General features: G+C 33.2%; 19 protein-coding genes. 13 read left to right on the top strand and 6 right to left on the bottom strand.

Translation table 11 applies throughout. The features are described 5' to 3' along the window. The first annotated feature begins 2 nt into the window (after positions 1-2). The 5 genes from BHX94_RS06060 to BHX94_RS06040 all read left to right on the top strand — a co-directional run bounded on the left by BHX94_RS06060 (position 3) and on the right by BHX94_RS06040 (position 2,376). Entirely contained in the window at positions 3-416 is a 414-nt protein-coding gene (locus BHX94_RS06060) for a hypothetical protein (protein WP_111745321.1), read from the top strand. Next, positions 403-897, top strand: a complete 495-nt coding sequence (locus BHX94_RS06055; RefSeq protein WP_096077652.1) for a pyrimidine dimer DNA glycosylase/endonuclease V — start codon at positions 403-405, stop codon at positions 895-897. The genes BHX94_RS06060 and BHX94_RS06055 overlap by 14 nt, the downstream gene beginning before the upstream one ends. Further along, a complete protein-coding gene (locus tag BHX94_RS06050) occupies positions 890-1,378 on the top strand; it encodes a cupin domain-containing protein (protein ID WP_111745320.1) in 489 nt (162 codons plus the stop codon). The genes BHX94_RS06055 and BHX94_RS06050 overlap by 8 nt, the downstream gene beginning before the upstream one ends. Before the next feature lies 1 nt (position 1,379). Then, positions 1,380-1,742: a DoxX family protein gene (locus tag BHX94_RS06045; protein ID WP_111745319.1), complete on the top strand. Its 363-nt coding sequence runs from the start codon at positions 1,380-1,382 to the stop codon at positions 1,740-1,742. Positions 1,743-1,860: 118 nt separating this feature from the next. Beyond that, positions 1,861-2,376, top strand: a complete 516-nt coding sequence (locus BHX94_RS06040; protein ID WP_165958615.1) for a PepSY domain-containing protein — start codon at positions 1,861-1,863, stop codon at positions 2,374-2,376. 50 nt (positions 2,377-2,426) lie between these two features. Here BHX94_RS06040 and BHX94_RS06035 read toward each other — a convergent pair whose 3' ends face one another. The 3 genes from BHX94_RS06035 to BHX94_RS06025 form a co-directional block, all read right to left on the bottom strand. After that, on the bottom strand, positions 2,427-2,750 hold the full coding sequence (locus BHX94_RS06035; protein WP_096077649.1) for a branched-chain amino acid transporter permease: 324 nt from the start codon (positions 2,748-2,750) through the stop codon (positions 2,427-2,429). Then, positions 2,747-3,451 (bottom strand): AzlC family ABC transporter permease, encoded by a 705-nt coding sequence (locus BHX94_RS06030; protein WP_111745317.1) that lies wholly within the window; start codon positions 3,449-3,451, stop codon positions 2,747-2,749. Before BHX94_RS06030 ends, BHX94_RS06035 begins: the two co-directional genes overlap by 4 nt. A gap of 122 nt (positions 3,452-3,573) precedes the next feature. Next, entirely contained in the window at positions 3,574-4,875 is a 1,302-nt protein-coding gene (locus BHX94_RS06025; RefSeq protein ID WP_111745316.1) for a PepSY-associated TM helix domain-containing protein, read from the bottom strand. A 339-nt stretch (positions 4,876-5,214) separates the two neighbouring features. Here BHX94_RS06025 and BHX94_RS06020 point away from each other — a divergent pair, with 339 nt between their 5' ends. The 8 genes from BHX94_RS06020 to BHX94_RS05985 all read left to right on the top strand — a co-directional run bounded on the left by BHX94_RS06020 (position 5,215) and on the right by BHX94_RS05985 (position 14,169). Beyond that, complete coding sequence (locus BHX94_RS06020; protein WP_111745315.1) at positions 5,215-6,048, top strand: phosphate acyltransferase; 834 nt, start codon at positions 5,215-5,217, stop codon at positions 6,046-6,048. Continuing rightward, positions 6,048-7,118, top strand: a complete 1,071-nt coding sequence (gene buk, locus BHX94_RS06015; RefSeq protein WP_111745314.1) for a butyrate kinase — start codon at positions 6,048-6,050, stop codon at positions 7,116-7,118. The genes BHX94_RS06020 and buk overlap by 1 nt, the downstream gene beginning before the upstream one ends. 87 nt (positions 7,119-7,205) lie before the next feature. Then, complete coding sequence (locus BHX94_RS06010) at positions 7,206-7,499, top strand: HesB/YadR/YfhF family protein (RefSeq protein ID WP_111745313.1); 294 nt, start codon at positions 7,206-7,208, stop codon at positions 7,497-7,499. A 199-nt stretch (positions 7,500-7,698) separates the two neighbouring features. Beyond that, positions 7,699-9,093 carry an amino acid permease gene (locus BHX94_RS06005; RefSeq protein WP_111745312.1) on the top strand — a complete coding sequence of 465 codons (1,395 nt, stop codon included), beginning with the start codon at positions 7,699-7,701 and terminating at the stop codon, positions 9,091-9,093. A gap of 256 nt (positions 9,094-9,349) precedes the next feature. Then, on the top strand, positions 9,350-11,350 hold the full coding sequence (locus tag BHX94_RS06000; RefSeq protein ID WP_111745311.1) for a catalase: 2,001 nt from the start codon (positions 9,350-9,352) through the stop codon (positions 11,348-11,350). Between the two features lie 175 nt (positions 11,351-11,525). Then, the gene (locus BHX94_RS05995) at positions 11,526-12,554 is read left to right on the top strand and encodes a LytR/AlgR family response regulator transcription factor (RefSeq protein ID WP_242446662.1); all 1,029 of its coding nucleotides are present in this window, start codon (positions 11,526-11,528) and stop codon (positions 12,552-12,554) included. Between the two features lie 81 nt (positions 12,555-12,635). Beyond that, positions 12,636-13,475, top strand: a complete 840-nt coding sequence (locus tag BHX94_RS05990; RefSeq protein WP_111745310.1) for an ABC transporter ATP-binding protein — start codon at positions 12,636-12,638, stop codon at positions 13,473-13,475. A gap of 1 nt (position 13,476) precedes the next feature. Continuing rightward, the gene (locus tag BHX94_RS05985) at positions 13,477-14,169 is read left to right on the top strand and encodes an ABC transporter permease subunit (RefSeq protein ID WP_096077640.1); all 693 of its coding nucleotides are present in this window, start codon (positions 13,477-13,479) and stop codon (positions 14,167-14,169) included. Between the two features lie 24 nt (positions 14,170-14,193). On the opposite strand, the gene BHX94_RS05980 is transcribed toward BHX94_RS05985, so the two are convergent. From BHX94_RS05980 to BHX94_RS05970, 3 genes are read right to left on the bottom strand one after another with little or no spacing between them, the layout of a single operon-like run. Beyond that, positions 14,194-14,946 (bottom strand): sulfite exporter TauE/SafE family protein, encoded by a 753-nt coding sequence (locus tag BHX94_RS05980; protein ID WP_242446661.1) that lies wholly within the window; start codon positions 14,944-14,946, stop codon positions 14,194-14,196. Then, a complete protein-coding gene (locus BHX94_RS05975; protein WP_111745308.1) occupies positions 14,946-15,242 on the bottom strand; it encodes a rhodanese-like domain-containing protein in 297 nt (98 codons plus the stop codon). Before BHX94_RS05975 ends, BHX94_RS05980 begins: the two co-directional genes overlap by 1 nt. 5 nt (positions 15,243-15,247) lie before the next feature. Beyond that, on the bottom strand, positions 15,248-15,508 hold the full coding sequence (locus tag BHX94_RS05970; protein ID WP_096077637.1) for a metal-sensitive transcriptional regulator: 261 nt from the start codon (positions 15,506-15,508) through the stop codon (positions 15,248-15,250). Positions 15,509-15,653: the final 145 nt, after the last annotated feature.

Genomic DNA, 15,653 nt, shown 5'->3' with positions numbered 1-15,653 from the left:
ACGTGGTTAGAAAAATTATACTGGGAATGTTATCCGGACTTTCATTATATATATTGTTGTTAATAGGCGATTATTGTTTTGGTACAAACACTGTCCGACTATTATTAAATATTGATTTTTTGACACATCAAAAAGAAATGGTTTTATGGAAAGAGTTATTACCACACTTTATCGTTAGCATCATCCTCTTCAGTACGCTAGAACAATTATATCGAAAAGGAACATTATTCAAAATAGCGCTACTAATAACTATACTTGTTTTTATTTTGCTGTATTTTTTATTAATAAATATTGCAGTATATCAACAATATTCATCTTCTTTACCGATGTTTTTAGTTTGGATGGTAGGTCATGTTATCTATTTATATATCGTATATCAATTTATGAAGGAAGAAAATCACCATGCAAATTTTTAGAGTTAGCGAGAACCATGAAATATCTGCACGTTATTTAGATAATAGAAGATTGTCTAAACAAGTGTTAGAACTTTATCAGATTATTCGTGTGTGTTTATCGGCATTAAATATTATTGATGGGAACATTAGATACTTACACCATCCCATTGTTAAACATGTGTATAATGAAGGTCATCCATATATTTTAGATTGCTTTGCTATGCTAAAAGTGATGGATGATGAACATACACGAAGAGGGGGTAAACGTTCAGAAACATTTAAGAAAGACATCGACATTCTGGCTACTATTATTTCCGAACATAAGCATTTATCTAATCCAGCAGCTCTACCACCATTATATGTATATGGTCCAGATAAGATTTATGGAGAGAATGCTTATATAGCTTATCAGAATTTACTATATGAAAAGTGGTTAAATGATAAAATAGCACCAAGGTGTAGTTTTAAAATTAATAAAATTATGGAGAAAGAATATGAATAAAGATCAATTGATTAAAAAATTACGTATGCAACCACATCCTGAAGGTGGCTATTATTATGAAACATATCGTTCAAATGAAGTAAATGGTGATGGTAGAGTGCTATATACAAGCATCTATTTTCTTTTAGAAACAGGAAATATCTCACATTTTCATCGGATAGATTCAGATGAATTATGGTATTACCAGGGAGGGGATTCACTTACCGTTCATATGATTTATCCCGATGGTAAGTATGAAGCAGTTAAGTTGGGATTAGATGTAATGAATGGAGAAGTACCACAATTTTTAGTACCGAAGAATACAATTTTCGCTTCAAGTGTCGAAGATGACAATGAATGGAGTTTCGTTGGATGTATGGTATCACCTGGATTTACATTTGAGGGATTTGAATTATTTACGAAAGATGAATTAAAGCAAGTGTATCCGCATTTGGAAGATGTGATTGAGAAATACGCACTAACAACAATAGAGGAGCAATAAAATGAAATTAATAAAATTATTACTGAAAACGATACTAGGATTAGGATTTTTTACGGCAGGAATACTTCATTTCCTAAGAGAGCCGAATTTTACGAAGATTGTTCCAGGTTATATACCCTTTAAAAAGGAAATTGTCTATATTTCCGGGGTGATTGAGATGATAATGGGTGTTTACTTGATTATCAAAAAACCAAGTGAAAGTGCTAAGAAGTTAATCAATACATTTTTATTAGGGGTATTTCCGGCGAATATTTATATGGCAAGAAAAGGAATTCCGTTAGGTGATAAACGACTACCGAAGAGCGCTTTATATGGGAGATTACCATTGCAATTTGCTTTGATAAAATTGATAAAAATTTTATGAAAAATACTATTGTTTTTAGTTCGCTATATATGGTGAATGTAATCCGTATTGATAATATTTGTTTGTATATATCAAATTTTGGGTATAAATTTAATAACTCAAAAAGGATGTGAATATGATGAACAAATATATAAAACAATCTTCAGCACTTGTGCTAGGTGCATCATTATTATTAGGTGCTTGTGGCAATGAAGATGATAAATCAGTTGATTATAGCGAAGTAAAGACGGATGCGACTCAAGCAATAGAAACAGCACAAAAAGAAGTAAAAGGTGATCTTGAAAGTATCTCTTTTGACTATGATGATAAAGAGAAAAAATGGGCTTATGATGTTAATTTAAGAGATGGAAATGAATCTCATGAAGTGACAGTTGATGCTGTAAGTAACAAAGTACTTAAAAAAGAATCAGAAAAAGAAAATGACAAAGAAACAACAATCAATTATAAAGATGTAACGCCAGTTGAAGATATCATTGAAGTTGCTAAGAAAGAATACAACGGAGATGTGAAAGAGTGGAGTTTAGATGAAGATGACGGCGTAGTGAAATATGACGTAGAACTAGTTAAAGATGGAAAATCAAAAGAATTTGAAATCGATGCTAAGACTAAAGAAATCATCAAACAAGATGCTTAATCATAATATAGAAAAAGCTACAATTCGATAAGAATTGTAGCTTTTTCTGTTTAGATTAATCGAATAAGTAACATATAGTATAACGTCCCTACAGCGATAGATAAAAGCATATTACGTTTCCATGAATGTAATACGATAATCAAAGTTATCGAAAGTATTGCGGGAATATTGGCAGAAGGTAAACTCCATTTAATATCCTTTAATGCATATACTACAAGTAATCCAAATACAGCGGGAGGTAATACACGACCTAAATATTCAATAAGCTCAGGTAATGGTTTATCGTCTTTAAATATGATGAAAGGTAAGAAGCGGGTTAACATTGTAGCGATTGTAACAGAAAAGATAATAATCAGCTGTTCTGCTATTGTCATATGCGCTCACCAACTCTCGTCAAAGGACGTTTAAAGACAATGAAAATGATTAGCATAATTAGCATTGTAGGTAGTACAAAGTAAGACGTACCAAATATTAATAGACAGACAATTGAAATGATTATGCCTAGTGTTGAAAAGCGTCTTCCACCTTTGTACCATTGTTCAAGAAAAATAATTAAAAAGAGTGCTGCCATTACAAATTCTAAACCTTCCAAATCAACTGTAATAAAGCCCCCAATAATACTTCCTAGAAAGGAACCAGTTACCCAGTATAAATGATTGAATAACGTAACATACGTCATAACTAATCCTTTGTCGACATTTTTAGGAATGGATATTGTTTGATTGATTACGAATGTTTCATCACACATACCAAATATTAAATACCATTTCTTTCTCCCGGTACCTTTAAATCGTTCAAGCATTGCAATCCCGTAAAATAGATGTCGTGCGTTGATCATAAGTGCAAGTATAAAAGCACTAAACGGATTAAAGATACCAATCAGCATCGTTGCTGCTACAAATTCCATAGAACCAGCGAAAATACAAGCACTCATAAGAACAGCCATCCATATTGGATGTCCTAAAGAATGCATATATATACCGAAAGTCATTCCGAGAAAGATAAATCCAGTTAAGATTGGGATAGTAGGTGGAAATGCAACCTTTAATGCGAGTTTATGTCTGTTTTGATCCATACAATCAGCTCCGTACAATATATTATGACTTATCTTACATGAATAAATGATGTCACACAATCACAATTGTTTGAAAATTAAAAAAGTAGCTGGAATTATCCAGCTACTTGATGAGTTTTATTTTATATCGCATATTTCTTGTTGCGCATCAATAAAATGAGTTCGATAAATGTAATGATTAGGAGTGAGACGCCAAATAGAGGCATTAATATTCCCATTAGAATAAGTAATATTGCGAAAAACCAAGTATATTTCATATAAGGCTGTGCCATGGGTGTTGATAGTTTACCTTTTTGTTTGCGCATAAAATAAATCTTAATACCAAAGAAAGTTAATGTGAGTAAACCAACAATAAATAATAAGTTGATTACTTTATTAGCTAGCCCAAATAAATTCCCTTCATGAAGTGGGATACCGACTGCTATAAACTTCGCAAGTATGCCATAGTCATTAAAGTCGTAAATCGCAAGTTTCATTCCAGAATATTGATCAAGATGAATAGTGCGTTCTTCTAGTGGATTTGCATCTAGACCAGTCACACCTGTTCCAGCAGCTTTAGATAATACATAGGTCCCCTTATCATCCATCGGTACAGTGATACTATATGGCTTCTTAAATCCTTCCTCTTGCGCAATCATATTAATATGGGTAATCGGTAGTCTGTGGCCATCATGAGATTTTGAATTTGTATGTTCACCACGGGTTGCCCATGCAATTTCGTTATTAGATACCGGTGGCGACTTTACGGATTCAGGGTAACCGACAAATGAATGATTGACTGCAAAGTCATAAATTTTTGCACCCATAAATCCTGACCAGGGTAATCCAGTTAACACAATCAGTAATAACGGAATACTTAAAACTGTACCGAGCATTGCGTGGAATTTCGCTTGATTTTTACGTTTGATTTTTGAAGCACTGTTTGTAATATATTTACGGAAGAAAGTCATGAACAATCCTGTAATAATCAGGAATATTGCCCAGCAACTCGCAAGCTCCACTAAATAATTAATAAAGGTATTACCAGTTAATAGATTTGAGTGCATTTCACGTGAGAAATTTGAAAATAATTTAGAAGGTTCTATTTCACCTTTTACTTGGTTATGATGATCTAGATAGACAACTTTAGAAGCATCATCAGGTCCCATTATGGATACACGTGTGTTGTAATCGCCTTTTAGGAAACTAATCTTCATAACATGATACCCAGGATGACTACTTAGTATGTCACTGATACCATCATTAAGCGATTGTTCTGGCTTATTCGTTTGTTCAAACAACAGATCGTGATTTAATTTGTTTTCTACTTCTGGATAGAATAAATACATGATGCCTGAAATACTTAATGTAATGAGTAGCGGTGTAATGAAAATCGCTGCATAGAAATGCCATCTCCAAAACACATTATTAAAATACTTTTTCACAAACTTTCCTCCATATTTTCACAAGTTAAAATAAATATTAGCATAAAGTACATATAATAAAATCACAAGATTGTGAAAATAATAGGTCAGAAATATGAAAATTTTGTGTATAAATTTTTGTTAAATATTTAAATAATCGTCTTCATTCATATTTTTTATTATGTAAATTAAACATTATAAAAGAAGATCCATGAACATTAAAATTAATTAAGTTGTATTTTACATAGAACTACCATTGTATGTTTCCTTTACATCTATTTTCGAATGTGAGAAAATACTATCGAACAAAAATATTATCTAGTCTTAGTACTAGGTTATAATCAGAAAGAAGGAATATAGATGATTAAGGTAGCTATTCCTGGTGGTTCAAGGCCAGAGATATTAGAAGTGATAACAAAAGCGAAACAATTATATAAAGATGTTGTATCTTTTTTCGTATTTGATACAGAAGAGAATATTGATTCAAATGATGTATGGGTGTATGAGCAATGTGAAACAGAGGGAGATTCTGTTAAACGTGCTGTAGAAATGGCGGCAACTGGAGATGCCCAAGTGCTTATGAAGGGGATGGTTCAAACGCGTACGCTATTAAAAGAAGTACTTCAAAAAGAATATAATCTTTGCGGTCAATCCGTGTTATCTCATGTGGCGCTTGTTGATTTACCGGGAAATAACAGGCAGTTATTATTAACGGATGCTGCAATGAATATCACACCAACTTCTGAACAGTTAAAGCAAATTGCTGATAATGCCATTGATGTAGCGCATCGCATAGGTATTTCGCAACCTAAAGTGGCTATGATTAGTTCTGCAGAGACATTTAATCCGAAGATGCCATCTTCAGTATTAGCAAGTGAGGTCGTTTCATTATTTAAAGGTAGTGAAAATGCACTTGTAGCTGGTCCTATTTCTTTTGATTTAGCTACTTCTAAGGAAGCTGCAGATCATAAAGGGTATGACGGGGTTATTCAAGGAGATGCAGATATCTTAGTAGTACCTACAATTGATGTTGGTAATGTAATATATAAAGCTTTCTCAGTAATAGGGAATGCTGTAATTGGAGGGACAATTGTGGGGGCAAAAGTCCCGATCGTTCTTACTTCACGCAGTGATTCTACAGAAAGTAAAATGTACGCTCTAGACTTTGCAGTGCGACAAGTGAGGGACTTATAATGGACGGAAAATACATATTAGTTATTAATCCAGGTTCAACTTCTAGTAAGGTTGCTCTATATTGTAGTGATAATTGTGTAGACGAAAGTATCTTTAGATATACTGTTGATGAGATTGGAAAGTATGATACTGTAATGGATCAAATTGAGATGCGAGAAGAGCGTTTACGTACTTTCTTAGAGTCTCATAATATTTATCCAGGAGATTTAGCAGCAGTTGTTGCCCGTGGTGGACTGATGAAGTCAATAGTTGGAGGCACGTACATAGTGAATGAAGAGATGGTAAATGATCTTCGCTCTGGTACATATGGCATGCATGCTTCAAATTTAGGTGCAATCATCGCTAATGATATTGCGCGTGATTACGGTGTGAAAGCATATACAGTAGATCCGGTTGTAGTTGATGAATTTGAAGATCTCGCACGCATTTCAGGATTTAAAGGTATCGAACGTCGTAGTGTATTTCACGCACTAAATCAAAAAGCTGTGGCACGTAAGGTGTTAGCCGAAGAAGGCATGGATTATTTTGATGCTAATGTGATTGTTACCCATATCGGTGGAGGTATTTCCATTGGTGCACATCAGTCAGGGCGTGTTATTGATTGCGTCAATGCATTTGATGGCGAAGGACCTTATTCACCGGAACGTACCGGTCAACTCCCGTTAATAAATTTTGCGAAGCTCATTATTGAAGAACAGTTAAATATTTCACAAGTGAAATCAATATTAGCTGGAGAAGGTGGTATGAAGTCTTATTTAGGTGAAATTGATATTCAAACGATTGAACAAAAAGCTCTAAACGGAGATGATGAAGTAAAGCTTTATTTTGATGGTATGTGTTATCAGATTGCTAAAGGTATTGCTGAAATGGCAGCTGTATTGAAAGGTGATGTAGATTATATCATTTTAACAGGTGGCGTGAGTCATTCCCAGTATGTTGTTGATAACATAAAATCACACGTTGAGTGGATTTCTGAAGTTAAAGTAATGCCAGGTGAAGAAGAGTTGCTCGCTTTATACGAAGGTGTAATGCGTGTATTGAAGGGTAAAGAGGTTGCGCTAACATATTGATCATTTTATATGAAAACTTAATTTAAGACTTTCATATGAGTCAGATGATATAATTTCTTCAGAAAGACTTAATATGGGAGGTACGATATGAATATTTATATTTCAGATAAAGCATTGCAATGGTTCAAAGACGAGGTTGGTTTAGAAGCGGGGCAGGCAGTTAAATTCTTTGCGAAAATTTATGGATCAAGCAAGATTCAGGAGAGTCACTCTTTAGCATTTACAGTAGATCCGGATTATGATAAAGCAATTGCAAAAATTGAAGCAGATGGCATTATTTTCTACGTTAACGAAATGGATGAGTGGTTTTTCAAAGATTACGATTTATATATTGAATATGATGAAAAATTACAAGAAGTTGCTTACGATTATAAAAAATAAAAGGAAATAATCTATTTAAAAATAATTTTTTTAAAAAGTTTAAAGCGTTAAAGCACGTGGGTGTAAGGGTTTTTCCTTGCACCCTTTTCATGTTCTCCTAAAGTTTATAAATAATACTTCTACTATTCTGAAATTATAGTATAATTTCAGAATAGTAAAGAATGTTTTTATATTTAAAAAACAAAAGGGGATAGAAAAAATGGAAGACAATCATTTAAAGAGGGGTCTTAGTTCAAGACAAGTCCAAATGATCGCATTAGGTGGTACCATTGGGGTAGGTTTATTCATGGGTGCATCAAGTACGATTAAATGGACAGGACCGTCAGCAATTTTAGCTTATTTAGTTGCTGGATTATTTTTATTTTTAGTAATGCGTGCGATGGGGGAATTAGTTTACTTATTCCCTACAACAGGATCATTTGCTGATTATGCTTCAACATACTTACACCCGGTGTTTGGTTATGTTACAGCATGGGCAAATATATTCCAGTGGGTTGTAGTTGGTATGAGTGAAGTAATCGCTGTTGGACAATATATGCAATATTGGTGGCCGGATTTACCTACCTGGATTCCAGGTATTATCGTAATTGTGACTTTAGCATTAGCGAATATGGCTTCAGTTAAAGCATTCGGAGAATTCGAATTCTGGTTTGCAATGATTAAGATTGTAACAATTGTTTTAATGATTGTAGCCGGTTTAGGTATTATATTATTTGGATTTGGTAACAATGGTAATCCTATTGGATTTGGTAACTTAACGGAACATGGTGGATTCTTCCCTAAAGGTATCGTAGGATTCTTCTTTGCACTTTCAATGGTAGTAGGTTCTTACCAAGGGGTAGAATTAATCGGTATTACTGCAGGTGAAACGAAAGATCCACAGAAAAACGTAGTAAAAGCAGTCAATGGTATTATTTGGCGTATTTTAATCTTCTACATTGGTGCAATCTTTGTTATCGTAACTGTTTATCCATGGGATGAATTAGGTAACGTAGGTAGCCCGTTCGTAGCGACATTTGCTAAAGTTGGTATCACAGCTGCAGCAGCAATTATTAACTTCGTAGTGATTACAGCAGCAATGTCTGGTTGTAACTCAGGTATTTTCAGTTCAAGCCGTATGATCTACACATTAGCAAATGAAGGTAAAATGCCGCATGCATTTGCGAAAGTTATGAAAAATGGTGTACCAGTTTATGCTGTGCTTACGATTTCGATCGGTATCTTCATTGGCGTGATTTTAAATGTAGTATTACCAATGTATATTGATGGCGCAGCAAATATATTCGTATATGTTTATAGTGCATCTATCCTGCCAGGTATGATTCCATGGTTTATGATTTTATTCAGTCATTTACAATACAGAAAACAAAGACCTGATTTAGCTGAAAATCATCCATTTAAAATGCCTTTCGCGCCATTCTCGAACTATATAACAATTGCTTTCTTAGTAATGGTATTAATCGGAATGTTAATTAATGATGAAACACGTGTATCAGTTATTATTGGTATTATCTTCTTATCAGCTATGGCAGGTGTATACTTCTTAAGAGGATTCCAAAAATTAGATGAAGGTCGTAACTTCTTAGATAAATAATTAAGAACAGCAAATTAATATATTTTCAAACCGTTCGTTTTAGCTCAAGCTAAAATGGACGGTTTTTTATATAAAAATATTAAAAAATTAAATAAAAAAATATAAAGAGATTTTGAAAATGAGATAGGAATTGTATTCTACAATTAAAATGCAATTTTTTATTTTTTTATTTATATATATAAAGTGTACAATGTTTCTGTTTATTTGAAATGGGAATAAGTAATTTGTATGTAAATATAATATAGGAGGCACTACAATGACTAATGAAAAAGATAAGCAGTTGGAAGCATTTCGTAGAGACCATTCTGAAGATACACCGTTAACGACAAACCAAGGTTTAAAAATGGCTGAGGATGAATTTTCTCTTAAAGCTGGAGAACGTGGACCAACCTTATTAGAAGACTTTCATTTCAGAGAAAAAATGACGCATTTTGACCACGAAAGAATTCCTGAAAGAATTGTGCATGCACGTGGTTATGGAGCACATGGAGAATTTGAATTATATGAAGATTTAAGTGAATATACAAAAGCGAAGTTTTTAACAGATACAACTAAAAAGACACCTGTATTTGTACGTTTCTCTACTGTACAAGGTTCAAAAGGATCAAATGATACAGTACGTGATGCACGTGGATTTGCGACTAAATTCTATACTGAAGAAGGTAATTATGATTTAGTAGGTAACAATATTCCTGTATTCTTTATTCAAGATGCAATTAAATTCCCGGACTTAGTACACGCAATAAAACCAGAACCACATAATGAAATTCCTCAAGGTGGTACTGCTCACGACACGTTCTGGGATTTCTTTGCACAAAACCCTGAGTCAACTCATATGACGATGTGGACCATGAGTGATCGTGGATTACCAAAGAGCTTCCGCACAATGGAAGGATTTGGAGTGCATACGTTCCGTTTAATCAACAAAGAAGGAAAGTCACACTTTGTGAAATTTCACTGGAAACCATTACTCGGCACGCATTCACTCGTTTGGGATGAAGCGCAGATCATCGCGGGTAAGAATTCAGATTATAATCGTGAAGACTTATATGAAGCTATCGATAAAGGTGATTATCCTGAGTGGGAACTAGGACTTCAAATTTTACCTGAAGAAGATGAATTTAAATTTGATTTCGATATACTAGACCCAACGAAATTATGGCCAGAAGAAGAAGTGCCAGTAAAACGCGTTGGTAAAATGACTTTAAATCGCAATGTAGATAATGTCTTTGCAGAAACAGAGCAAGTTGCATTCCATCCTGGACATCTTGTACCGGGAATTGACTTTAGTAACGATCCATTATTACAAGGGCGATTATTCTCATATACTGACACGCAATTATCACGTTTAGGTGGACCGAATTTCCATCAGTTACCGATTAACAGACCAGTATGTCCGTTTGCTAACAACCAACGTGATGGTATGCATCAAATGTTTGTGCATAAGGGACAAACTGCTTACCATAACAATGCGATCAATAATAACAATCCACATACAACACCAGTTGAAGAAGGTGGATTTGAATCATATCATGAGAAGATAGATGCGCATAAAGTACGTGCAAGAAGTGATAGTTTTAAAGAACATTATGCACAAGCAAAATTATACTATAATAGCTTAACGCAACCGGAAAAAGAACATCTAAGAGATGGATTTGCTTTTGAATTAGGTAAGTGTAAGCATGACTTTGTAAAAGAAAATGCGGTTGCCAATATTAATAAAGTAGATAAAGACTTAGCGACTCAAATTGCTGAAAAAATTGGTGTTGATGCACCTACTGCAGATGAAGAAGTTAAGTCAGATAAAAAATCTCCAGCATTAAGCATGGAAAATACAGTTAAAAAATTAGATACATTATCTGTTGCAGTATTAGTAACTGAACAATCAGATGAAGCTAAAATCAAAAAACTATTAACAACACTTGCTGACAATAAAGTTAATTATAAATTAGTGAGCGAGAAAGCATTTAAATTAGGTGAATTGAAAGTGTCTGAAACATTTGATACAGTACATTCTACGTTATTCGACGGTCTGATTGTATTGGATGTTAAAACACCGTTATTACCGCAAGTGAAAGATTTCATTGAAGCAGCTAACCGTCACTTTAAAACAATCGGTTATGATGCATCTGTTGCTAAAGCGATGGAAGAGACTGCTGTTGATGTAGCACAACCAGGAATTGTTGAATTGAGCGATGATGCAAATAAATATTTAGTTGCGCTTGTAGTACAAAGACATTGGGATAGAAAACTATAATAAATATTTGAAAATGAAAGAAAAAATAAAAATGATTAATTAAGTTACTTTTAAAGCCTGTGAATTCACAGGCTTTTTTTGATGTTTGATAATTCAATATGTACATCACGATTAATGTATAATAGATTTATAGTATCTATATATTTCCTATGACATACTACTATTGGGAGGATGTATGACTGACTTAATTAATCATTTACAAACATTAGATTTCAAGAATCATGCATCTATTGTTTCAAATATGAATCAACAAAAAGAAATTATAGCTTATTTTAATCAACGAGATGTATGGATAGAAACTTTCAATACACCTTTTCATGAACGTTTAACAGTGAAAGAACAATTAAAATTTTATATGAGATGGTTCGGTGCAACCTATAATATAGATGATATTTTACGACAGTTTATGTTACTTGAATACAGCAATGTTAAAGTAAAGAAATTAGAATATGATGAATTTGTGTTACTGAAAGTAGCTTTGGCATATGTACAGGATAATAAATTTATCATTTTTAAAGATATATTACATAATTTAAAAGTGGAGACAGTTGATACAATCCTAAATGTACTCTCACAATTTAATGCTGAACGTAAAATTCTACATATTCTTTCATATTTAGACCATGGATTATTATTATCAAATGAAATTTATCAGGTGAAAAGATCTCAATTAAAACGTTTAGAAGTATATGAAGACAGAGAAGAATCGAACGAAGCAGATGATTCAGTTGAAAAAGAACAATCTGATCAATCATTTAATAATAGCGATGTGCTAGATAGTGTGATAAATAAGCACAATCAAAAAAATATTTCCCAAGAAATAAATTCGAATTTCTCCCGTAGTAACGTATTTAGAATAACCGTCAAGTCAGAAGATAAAACGCTATTTATTAATCCTGAAGATGTCGATTATATTGAAGGAGCAGAAGGAAAAGTAAATATTCATTTCAATGGCGAATCATTTAAAGCGGATTACACTTTAAATGAACTTGAAGAAAAATTGAAAGTATATGGTTTCTATAGATGTCATCGTTCTTATATTATCAATCTGCAGAAAGTAATAGAGATGATTACTTGGTCGAAGAATTCATATTCGATTAAAATAGATGGGTTGGAAAATACATTTGTACCTTTATCACGTAACAAAGTGAAAGAAATTCAAGGATATTTTAATAGTCATACGGTACAGTTCGCGGAAAATTAAGTACATTTGACGTACATTTTATAGTGAGGAATCATAGTCTCTAATACAATTTGGGTAACAAATTGATTGGAGGCTATTTTTATGACACTTATACAAATGAATGACGTAGTAAAGATGTACTACAGTAAAAAAGCAGTAAATCATTTATCTTTAAATATTAATGAAGGTGAGATATTTGGTCTTCTTGGACCGAGTGGCTCAGGAAAGACAACGACGATTAAGATGCTAACAGGAGAAACATCTATTACAGAAGGTAGCATTCAAGTATTTAAATATAAAGATAAAGCACTTCAAACAGCAGAGTTTAGAGAACAGATTGGGATACTTTCAGATAATAGTGCGCTTTATGAAAGGTTATCAGTATTTGATAATTTAAAAATGTTTGCAGGACTTTATAAGCAGCCTGTAAATAGAATTGATGAAGTACTTTCATTTGTACAATTAGAAAATGAGAAGAAAACAGTGGTTAAAAAGTTATCGAAAGGGATGCGTCAAAGAATACTGCTTGCAAAGGCTCTAATCCATCAACCTAAACTATTATTCCTGGATGAACCAACTTCAGCCTTAGACCCAAATACGACAAGACATATTCATAAAGGTTTATTAAAATTAAAAGAAAGTGGAACAACTATATTCTTAACAACGCATGATATGGATGAAGCGGAAAGTTTATGTGATCGCATTGCGTTAATTAATAACGGAAAACTTATTGCACTGGATACACCAGATAATTTGAGATATCAACATTCAGATCAGACAATTACCGTGGAAATGAATAATTTAGAGAAGAAAAGAGTGCATAAAGAAGATGTAATGCAAATTACAGATTTACTCAATACGAAACAAGTGAAACGTATTTATACAAACGAACCGACATTAGGCGAAGTATTTATTAAAGTGACTGGAAAGGAGCTTGTTTAAGATGAAAATGAACAGAGTAATGGCAATTGCAGAGAAAGATTTCAAAGAATTTATGAGAAATATGATGTTACTAACGATGCCGATATTGCCAATTGTAATGTCTTTAATATTTAGTAAAACTCCTTTACAAGGAGAGGGGGGGAAAAGTCTGGCAATATTAATGATTGCAATTTGTTTAGGGGCAGTCTTGACTGGAACAATGATGACAATGATAGCTGAAGAAAAAGAGAAGAATACCTTAAGGGGACTTGTTAATTCCCCTGCATCGATGTTGGATATTCTTATAGGCAAAAGTTTAGTAGTGAGTTTCTTTACTATAATTACGATTTTTATAAGCCTAATAATTATAGATGTCAGTGTACTTACAAATGGAAAAATGATTATAGGATTTATTCTATTATTCTTATTTTTCCTATTTATAGGAATTGCTATAGGTTTAGCAGTTAAGAATGTATCTGAAACTAGTGTATATTATTTACCAGTACTATTTTTATTTGCAATGGCACCAACCTTCTCTAATATGGGGTTTGATAAAGATAATTTCTTTGTGAAACTCAATAGTTATAGTCCTACAGCGCAATATGACTTATTAGCTCAAAATAATGATATAAAACATATTATTATTATTGGGATTTGGACACTTATTTCGTTTATTATCACAGCATTTTTGTTCAAGAAAAACTCAATCGATTAAAAAAGAGAGCCATTCGGCTCTCTTTTATATTATATCCATAATCATCTTAATCGCTGCGATGATTATTAAAGCAGTCAGTATATATCTTAATACTGTTTGGTTTGTTTGTTTAGATACTTTCGTGCCAAGTGGAGCAAATATTAAACTGGCGATAATTAACGGTAATGCATGTTCAATATCGACACTGCCTGTTATGAATTTCGTGAAGAATGTGCCGATTGATGATACGAAAGCAACGATGATACTATTAGCAACAACAACTCTAAAGGGTACTTTAAAGAATGTAAGCAGGATCGGAACGATTAAGAATGCTCCTCCAGCACCTACAATTCCTGATAATATTCCTATTAATGCAGCTACAATAAATAATGCTATTTTATTATACTTTGCATTCGTGTCATTTGGGTTCACTTTAATAAACATAAGGATGACCGCCACAATAGCGAGAAATGTATACACGATATTGATGATACTTTCATCAAATACCGATGCGACATATGCGCCTGTAATACTTCCTGAAAGAATACCGATACTCATCGGTATTATAATAGAAGAATTAAGGTTTTCGTTTTTTCTTTGGCTAATACTACCACTTAATGTACTAAAGAATACCTGAGCGGCAGTGAGACCTGCTGCTGCCGTTGGTGTCATATCGATATTAAATACTGGTGGAATAAATAGTAGCATCGGATACATAATAATTGCACCACCAATACCAATAAGCCCTGAAAGGAATGCACCGAGTGCTCCAATAATAGCAAATAATATAAATGCCACTATAAAGCTTCCCAATCTAGCATGCCACCATCTACATTAGTCGTTTTTATTCCTAAACCACTTAAATACTGAGAAGCTTGCCCACTTCGGTTACCTGATCTGCAAATGATGTGATAGTGTTCACCTTTATTGAACTGATCAGTATTTTCTGCTAATACTGATAGGGGTATATTAACTGCTTCTTGAATATGATGCTCTTCATATTCATAAACTTCTCTCACATCGATGAGATTGATTTTTTTCTGGTCTAATAGTGATTTTAATGTTTCGACATTAATTGTTTGATAGTTTGTCATTTTAATTACCTACTTTTTATTAACAGATCAACAGCTTGTTTTACAAGTTCATCTGTATCTTCATTATTTTTAACGCTTTCTTTAACGCATTCAGTTAAATTCTCGCTAACAATCACTCCAATTAAGCGTTCAATCCCGCTACGAGATGCGCTAAGCTGCATCACGACGTCTCTGCAATCTTTTCCTTCTTCCATCATTTTAATAACACCATTTAATTGGCCTTGTATACGCTTAAGTCTGTTCATGGCACTTTTATCGTATTCCATAGTTATAACCTCTTTCTGTTTTGTAATGTCTATTACTATATACCTAATGGGGTATTTTTGTCAATTGTAAATATAGGGGGTGGGGTATTTGACATGTTGGTATATATAGTTTAATATACCCCTATAGGTATTTAACTAAGGAGGA

Origin of the sequence: Macrococcoides bohemicum (assembly GCF_003259675.1) — a bacterium.
Taxonomy (GTDB): domain Bacteria; phylum Bacillota; class Bacilli; order Staphylococcales; family Staphylococcaceae; genus Macrococcoides; species Macrococcoides bohemicum.
This window is presented reverse-complemented; position numbering and strand designations above follow the sequence as displayed.

Bases quoted from the DNA above. Each gene is read 5' to 3' on its own strand.
- buk (WP_111745314.1), top strand. From the start codon at position 6,048: ATGGACGGAAAATACATATTAGTTATTAATCCAGGTTCAACTTCTAGT.
- BHX94_RS05995 (WP_242446662.1), top strand. From the start codon at position 11,526: ATGACTGACTTAATTAATCATTTACAAACATTAGATTTCAAGAATCAT.
- BHX94_RS06030 (WP_111745317.1), bottom strand. From the start codon at position 3,451: ATGGATCAAAACAGACATAAACTCGCATTAAAGGTTGCATTTCCACCT.
- BHX94_RS05975 (WP_111745308.1), bottom strand. From the start codon at position 15,242: ATGACAAACTATCAAACAATTAATGTCGAAACATTAAAATCACTATTA.
- BHX94_RS06040 (WP_165958615.1), top strand. From the start codon at position 1,861: ATGAACAAATATATAAAACAATCTTCAGCACTTGTGCTAGGTGCATCA.
- BHX94_RS06045 (WP_111745319.1), top strand. From the start codon at position 1,380: ATGAAATTAATAAAATTATTACTGAAAACGATACTAGGATTAGGATTT.
- BHX94_RS06020 (WP_111745315.1), top strand. From the start codon at position 5,215: ATGATTAAGGTAGCTATTCCTGGTGGTTCAAGGCCAGAGATATTAGAA.
- BHX94_RS06005 (WP_111745312.1), top strand. From the start codon at position 7,699: ATGGAAGACAATCATTTAAAGAGGGGTCTTAGTTCAAGACAAGTCCAA.
- BHX94_RS06010 (WP_111745313.1), top strand. From the start codon at position 7,206: ATGAATATTTATATTTCAGATAAAGCATTGCAATGGTTCAAAGACGAG.
- BHX94_RS06050 (WP_111745320.1), top strand. From the start codon at position 890: ATGAATAAAGATCAATTGATTAAAAAATTACGTATGCAACCACATCCT.
- BHX94_RS05985 (WP_096077640.1), top strand. From the start codon at position 13,477: ATGAAAATGAACAGAGTAATGGCAATTGCAGAGAAAGATTTCAAAGAA.
- BHX94_RS05970 (WP_096077637.1), bottom strand. From the start codon at position 15,508: ATGGAATACGATAAAAGTGCCATGAACAGACTTAAGCGTATACAAGGC.
- BHX94_RS05990 (WP_111745310.1), top strand. From the start codon at position 12,636: ATGACACTTATACAAATGAATGACGTAGTAAAGATGTACTACAGTAAA.
- BHX94_RS06035 (WP_096077649.1), bottom strand. From the start codon at position 2,750: ATGACAATAGCAGAACAGCTGATTATTATCTTTTCTGTTACAATCGCT.
- BHX94_RS06000 (WP_111745311.1), top strand. From the start codon at position 9,350: ATGACTAATGAAAAAGATAAGCAGTTGGAAGCATTTCGTAGAGACCAT.
- BHX94_RS06055 (WP_096077652.1), top strand. From the start codon at position 403: ATGCAAATTTTTAGAGTTAGCGAGAACCATGAAATATCTGCACGTTAT.